The organism is Sphaerisporangium dianthi (genome assembly GCF_042654065.1).
Taxonomy (GTDB): domain Bacteria; phylum Actinomycetota; class Actinomycetes; order Streptosporangiales; family Streptosporangiaceae; genus Sphaerisporangium; species Sphaerisporangium dianthi.
Genome location: NZ_JBHSFP010000002.1, coordinates 688,303 through 694,302, shown reverse-complemented (window position 1 = coordinate 694,302; position 6,000 = coordinate 688,303). Strand labels below are relative to the sequence as shown.

General features: G+C 67.2%; 5 protein-coding genes and 1 pseudogene. All 6 read right to left on the bottom strand.

The window, feature by feature from the left end:
* Window positions 1-1,814: pseudogene (locus ACFO60_RS06180) on the bottom strand (DNA-directed RNA polymerase subunit beta); the annotation flags it as partial.
* A gap of 459 nt (window positions 1,815-2,273) precedes the next feature.
* Window positions 2,274-2,843 carry a hypothetical protein gene (locus ACFO60_RS06175; RefSeq protein ID WP_380838066.1) on the bottom strand — a complete coding sequence of 190 codons (570 nt, stop codon included), beginning with the start codon at window positions 2,841-2,843 and terminating at the stop codon, window positions 2,274-2,276.
* On the bottom strand, window positions 2,840-3,358 hold the full coding sequence (locus ACFO60_RS06170) for a hypothetical protein (RefSeq protein WP_380838064.1): 519 nt from the start codon (window positions 3,356-3,358) through the stop codon (window positions 2,840-2,842). Before ACFO60_RS06170 ends, ACFO60_RS06175 begins: the two co-directional genes overlap by 4 nt.
* Window positions 3,359-3,759: 401 nt before the next feature.
* Window positions 3,760-4,149 carry a 50S ribosomal protein L7/L12 gene (gene rplL, locus ACFO60_RS06165; protein WP_380838062.1) on the bottom strand — a complete coding sequence of 130 codons (390 nt, stop codon included), beginning with the start codon at window positions 4,147-4,149 and terminating at the stop codon, window positions 3,760-3,762.
* Window positions 4,150-4,237: 88 nt separating this feature from the next.
* The gene (gene rplJ, locus ACFO60_RS06160; RefSeq protein ID WP_380838060.1) at window positions 4,238-4,801 is read right to left on the bottom strand and encodes a 50S ribosomal protein L10; all 564 of its coding nucleotides are present in this window, start codon (window positions 4,799-4,801) and stop codon (window positions 4,238-4,240) included.
* Between the two features lie 293 nt (window positions 4,802-5,094).
* Window positions 5,095-5,961 carry an SCO4651 family lipoprotein gene (locus ACFO60_RS06155; protein WP_465269874.1) on the bottom strand — a complete coding sequence of 289 codons (867 nt, stop codon included), beginning with the start codon at window positions 5,959-5,961 and terminating at the stop codon, window positions 5,095-5,097.
* Window positions 5,962-6,000 lie beyond the last annotated feature (39 nt).

The window sequence follows — 6,000 nt, the reverse complement described above, 5'->3', positions numbered from 1 at the left end:
AGCGGCGCCTCGCTCTTCAGCAACGGCACCGACTGACGCTGCATGTTGGAGCCCATCAACGCGCGGTTGGCGTCGTCGTGCTCCAGGAACGGGATCATCGCCGTCGCCACCGACACCATCTGGCGGGCCGAGACGTCCATGTAGTCGACCTCGTTGGGCCGGATGAACTCGACCTCGCCGCCCTTACGGCGGACCAGGACGCGGTCCTCGGCGAAGGCGCCGTCGGCCTTCAGCGGGGTGTTCGCCTGGGCGATGACGTGCCTGTCCTCCTCGTCGGCGGTCAGGTAGTCGATGTCCTCGGTGACGCGGCCGTCCACCACCTTGCGGTAGGGGGTCTCGACGAAACCGAACGAGTTGACCCGGCCGAAGGACGAGAGCGAGCCGATCAGGCCGATGTTCGGGCCTTCGGGCGTCTCGATCGGGCACATGCGGCCGTAGTGGGACGGGTGCACGTCACGGACCTCGAAACCGGCCCGCTCACGCGACAGACCACCGGGGCCGAGCGCGGACAGACGCCGCTTGTGCGTCAGGCCGGCCAGCGGGTTGGTCTGGTCCATGAACTGCGACAGCTGCGAGGTGCCGAAGAACTCCTTGATCGACGCCACGACCGGGCGGATGTTGATCAGGGTCTGCGGCGTGATCGCCTCGACGTCCTGCGTGGTCATGCGCTCGCGCACGACGCGCTCCATGCGGGCCAGGCCCAGGCGGACCTGGTTCTGGATGAGCTCGCCGACGGTGCGCAGGCGGCGGTTGCCGAAGTGGTCGATGTCGTCGGTCTCGACGACGATCTGGCCGTTCGCCCCGGGCATCTCGACCTCGCCGGCGTGCAGCCGGACGATGTACTCGATGGTGGCGACGATGTCCTCTTCGGTGAGCGTCCCCTGGTTGATGTCGGCGTCGACGCCGAGCTTCTTATTGATCTTGTAGCGGCCGACCTTGGCCAGGTCGTAGCGCTTGGGGTTGAAGTAGAGGTTCTCCAGCAGCGTCTGCGCGGACTCCTTGGTCGGAGGCTCGCCCGGGCGCAGCTTGCGGTAGATGTCGAGCAGGGCGTCGTCCTGGCCGGAGGTGTGGTCCTTCTCCAGGGTGGCGCGCATCGACTCGTACTGGCCGAACCGCTCGAGGATCTGGTCGCTGGTCCAGCCCAGTGCCTTGAGAAGCACCGTGACGGCCTGCTTGCGCTTGCGGTCGATGCGCACACCGACGCTGTCGCGCTTGTCGATCTCGAACTCGAGCCATGCACCGCGCGAGGGGATCACCTTGCAGCCGTACAGGTCCTTGTCGGAGGTCTTGTCGACCGAACGGTCGAAGTAGACACCTGGGGACCGCACCAGCTGCGAGACCACGACACGCTCGGTGCCGTTGATGATGAAGGTGCCCTTGGAGGTCATGAGCGGGAAGTCGCCCATGAAGACCGTCTGGCTCTTGATCTCGCCGGTGGTGTTATTGATGAACTCCGCCGTGACGAACATCGGGGCGGAGAAGGTCATGTCCTTGTCTTTGCACTCGTCGACCGAGTACTTGGGCGGCTCGAACCGGTGATCGCGGAACGACAAGGACATCGTTCCGGAGAAGTCCTCGATGGGACTGATCTCTTCGAAGATCTCTTCGAGGCCCGACTGGGCGGGAACGTCCTTGCGCCCGGCCTGGCGAGCCGCTTCGACCCGCGACCGCCATTTCTCGTTGCCGAGCAGCCAGTCGAACGACTCGGTCTGCAGGGCGAGAAGATCGGGAACTTCGAGCGGCTCCTGAATGCGCGCGAAAGAAACGCGGCGGGGACCAGCGGGTACGGCGAAGGCGTTGCGCGAGGCTGCCAACAGATGTCCTTCCGAGGGCTCGCGGACTGACTACACGCACGCCAGACGACCATGCATCAAAGTTACCTAGAGAAGCGGGTCGTCAAAGGGCAGCGCAAAGGGGCAGTGTAGCCGATGGGCATACACCTGTCCACTCAGTCTCGCTCTGCGCACCCACACTGGACGCAGCATCGCCCGTCAGCGGCGAAACGTCAAGCCCGTAGACCCACATTCGAGGCAACCAAGGCCCGTCACGCTGGGTTTTCTTCCCTCCGGAGACCACATGGCCGGCCGAGTCCAGACGATACCCGCGCTGCGGATCGGCTAACGCTCAGTCACACGGAGGGTCGAAGGCTTGCCACCCCACGACACTGTCGTGCCCTTTGTTATGCCCAACCCTCGCGTTGCTCAAACCCAAGCTTTACTAACAATTGAATAACTCGCCATGCCCGGGCGCTCGTCGCCCGCCGCCCTCGATCTTCAGCCACCGGGGGCATTACCGATCAATGTCGACAGCTCGGACACCAGCCAATGCTCTTGGCCTCTGATCAGCACGAACCGGGCGCGGTTGTGCAGGACCTGCCTCTGGGGTTGCTTCTCGCCCGGCACCAGCTTGGACGTTCCCATGTTCATGAACAGCAACACCTGTACGCGCTCCGGCGTCGCCGCCTCCACCGCCGCGGCGACCACCGCCGCCTGCTGCACGGTCTGCTCGCGCCTGACGACCGGGACCAGGACCCGCGACAGTTCGCCGTAGTGGTCGGCCAGATCGCCCGTGGCGTACCCCTTGGCGCGGGCGAGGTCGGCCTCGATCGTCCGGTAGTCGTAGGACAGCATGTCGGGCGCGTAGGCCCGCGCCGCGGCGAGCGCCTCGGCGGCCGCCGACTCGCTCTCGCGCAACTCGCGCAGCCGTAGATAGGCGACGACCGTGAGGACGGCCAGAACGGCCGCCAGGAGGCCCAGCAGGCCGGCGGCGGCAATGAAGCCCCACGAACGGGAACGGGGCGCTGCGGCGCCCTGGAGGGACGCCGGGCCACCCTCGGCCGTCACTCGACCAGCTCCAGCTTCGAGGCCGCCCAGCCCTGGCCCACCTTGGTCACCTCGATGTTCCAGCGGTAGAAGCGCTCTTGCGGGGCGGTGCGCGCCTCGTCCCAGCGGATCACCGAGTCGGCCACGACCAGCACCCGCGCGGCGCTCCTCTGCCCGTTCATGGAGGCCAGGCCGGCGGCGCGCACCACGCCCGTCTTGACGGCCTTGTTGCGGAGGGTCGCCTCTTTGAGGTTCTCGGCATCTTTGGCGAACTGCTCACGGGCCTCACCCGTGGAGGTGTCCATAACTCGTCGCACGTCGCGCTCGACCGTGCGGTAGTCGACGGCCATGAGGTTCAGCGCGTAGCGCTTGGCGGCCTGGACGGCGGCCAGGCGGTCGTGGGCCACCGCCCTGGCCCGGTCGAGGTCGTCGCCGACCCGCACCCAGGCGACGCCCAGCGCGGCCACGACCGCGACCAGCGCCAGGATGACCGGAAGGCGCCTCCTGCGGGGGGAGCGAGCCGCGTGCAGCGCCACCTGTTCCCCTCCCCTCGCCCCGGACGGCGCCGCTCGGCGCCATGACACGGCCGCGCCGGAGGCGGTGCCCGGCCGCCCGGCGGTTCGCCGGATCATAACCCGGTATCAAGATCCAAATGGGCGATCATCCTCTTTGCCCGTACAGGACCGTCCGGAAATATCCAACGGAGGACGAAACCCCGGCACCGGTCCGGCGGTCGGCCGGGAAGCACCGCGCAGAGTCGGCCGGGAGACACCACGCAGAGTCGGCCGGGAAGCGCCCCGCAGAAGGTGGAGGACCCGGGCCAGAACAGCAAAAGGGACGGACCACCCGGCACCTGGGTGGACCGCCCCTATCGCGTTGAGCTTCGAAGGCTCGCGTGGAGCCTCAGACGCTCTTGTGGAGCTTCAGACGCGTGAGGTCACTTGACGGTGACGGTGGCGCCGGCGCCCTCCAGGGCGGCCTTGGCCTTCTCAGCGGCTTCCTTGTTGACCTTCTCGAGCAGCGGCTTGGGAGCCCCGTCGACGAGGTCCTTGGCCTCCTTGAGGCCGAGGCTGGTGAGCGCGCGGACCTCCTTGATGACCTGGATCTTCTTGTCGCCGGCGGCCTCGAGGATGACGTCGAACTCGTCCTGCTCCTCGGCCGCCTCGGCGGCGGCGCCCCCGGCACCCGGGGCGGCGGCGGCGACGGCGACCGGCGCGGCGGCCTTGACGTCGAAGGTCTCCTCGAAGAGCTTCACGAAGTCGGACAGCTCGAGGAGGGTCATCTCCTTGAACGCGTCGAGCAGCTCGTCGGTGCTGAGCTTCGCCATGAGTGGTTCCTCCATATGAATTGCAAAAATGTGAATCGGACCGCGGTATACGCCGCAATCCCCTGCTTAGGTCGCTTTCGCGCCGGAACTACTCGGCGGCGTCCGCGGCTGCGTCCGCGCTGGGCTCCGAGCCGCCGGCCTCGTTGCGCTTCTCGCGCAGGGCCTCGACGAGCCGGACCAGGTTGGTGGGCAGCGCGTTGAACGTGGCGGCGGCCTGAGACTGCTTCGCCTTCAGCGCGCCGGCCAGCTTCGCGAGCAGGACCTCGCGCGACTCGAGGTCGGCGAGCGTCGCGATCTCGGCCGGGGTCATCGACTTGCCGTCGACGACACCGCCCTTGATGACCAGGAGGGGATTGGCCTTGGCGAACTCACGCAGACCCTTGGCCGCCTCGACCACGTCGCCACTGACGAACGCGATCGCGGTCGGCCCCTGGAACAGATCGTCCAGGGAGGTGACCCCGGCCTGATTGGCCGCGATCTTGGACAGCGTGTTCTTCGCCACGGCGAACTTCGCATTCCCACCGAGCGAGACGCGCAGCTGCTTGAGCTGCGCCACGGTGAGACCGCGGTACTCGGTCAGGACAGCGGCGCTGGAGCTCTCGAACCGATCCTTGAGCTCGGCAACCGCGGTCGCCTTTTCCGCCCTCGCCATGGGCCTCCTTCCAGATGTGCCACCGGCGAAGGGCCCAGGAGTCCAGAAACGAGAACAAGCCCCGGCGCAGGCGCACGGGGCTCACACACAGAGATCACGCGGAGGAAACCGCGCGAGCAACCACATGAAAACTCACATCACACCTACGCGGGCCATCCACCAATGTGGATCCTTGGGCCACCGAGCCATAACATGCTCGGCGACGACCGGCGGTCTTCGGCGTTGAACACTCTACCCGGGCCGCGCGCTCCGCGCCAACTCGCCGAGAGCGGCGCGAAGCGCGACCCGTCGCGTCAGCTACCGGTGGTGCCGGCGCCCTGCTCGGTGTCGACCCCGTTGAGGCCCTTCGGCAGGTCGCCCACCTGGTCGGGCGCGGGCGCGGCGACCTCCGCGGCCTCGTTGAACGAGGTGAACAGGGACGTCAGCTTGAAGGTGCCGTCCCCGGCGCCGCCGTTCATCTCGACCTTCCGCGGCAGGCTCTGCGCGTCGATCCAGGTGTCGAACTTCATGTCCTTGACGTTGGTCAGCTGGCCTTCGACGCGCTTCTGCATCTCGGGCGTCAGCAGCTTGACCGCCTCGGCCACCGTGAAGGTGCCCTTGTAGTGCGTCGTGTCGACACCGCCGACGCTCTCGGTGCCGACCTTCGTGACGTCCTTGGAGCTGGTCAGCAGGCGCACGCTGCTCTGCAGGTCCATCTGCTGGGCCTGCGCGATGAACTGCCGGACGTCCACGCCGGCGGTCGCACCCGCCTGGCCGAGGTCGAGCTTGATCCACGGCTTGCCGCCGCCGACGAGCTTGTTGAGCATGTCGACCTTGATATAGGCGGTCTCGCCGACGAGGATCACGCGCACCCCGCCCGGGATGTCCTGGCCGCGAACGTTGATCGTGTCGAGCGTGACGTCGGAGGCGAGCTGGGGCTTCTGATGGACGACCATCGAGCCCTTGACCTTTCCGGCGCCCTCGTTGGGCGAGCTGAAGTCCAGCGCGAGCTGCGCCGTGTAGGACGACACGCCCTCGGTGCTCTTGACGCTCTGCTGCAGGGTCTCAGCCGCGGAGAGCTGGACCGCGCCGAGGGACTCGGCGGGCTTCTGCGGAGTCTGGCCACATGCCGATACCGCTATGAGCATGGCCGAGCCAACGGCCACGATCGCAGGTGTCATTCGCCGTTTCACTAGGCAACCCTTCTGTATCCCCCATAA

Coding starts and splice junctions, on each gene's coding strand:
- rplL (WP_380838062.1), bottom strand. CDS start 4,149: ATGGCGAAGCTCAGCACCGACGAGCTGCTCGACGCGTTCAAGGAGATG.
- rplJ (WP_380838060.1), bottom strand. CDS start 4,801: ATGGCGAGGGCGGAAAAGGCGACCGCGGTTGCCGAGCTCAAGGATCGG.
- ACFO60_RS06155 (WP_465269874.1), bottom strand. CDS start 5,961: ATGACACCTGCGATCGTGGCCGTTGGCTCGGCCATGCTCATAGCGGTA.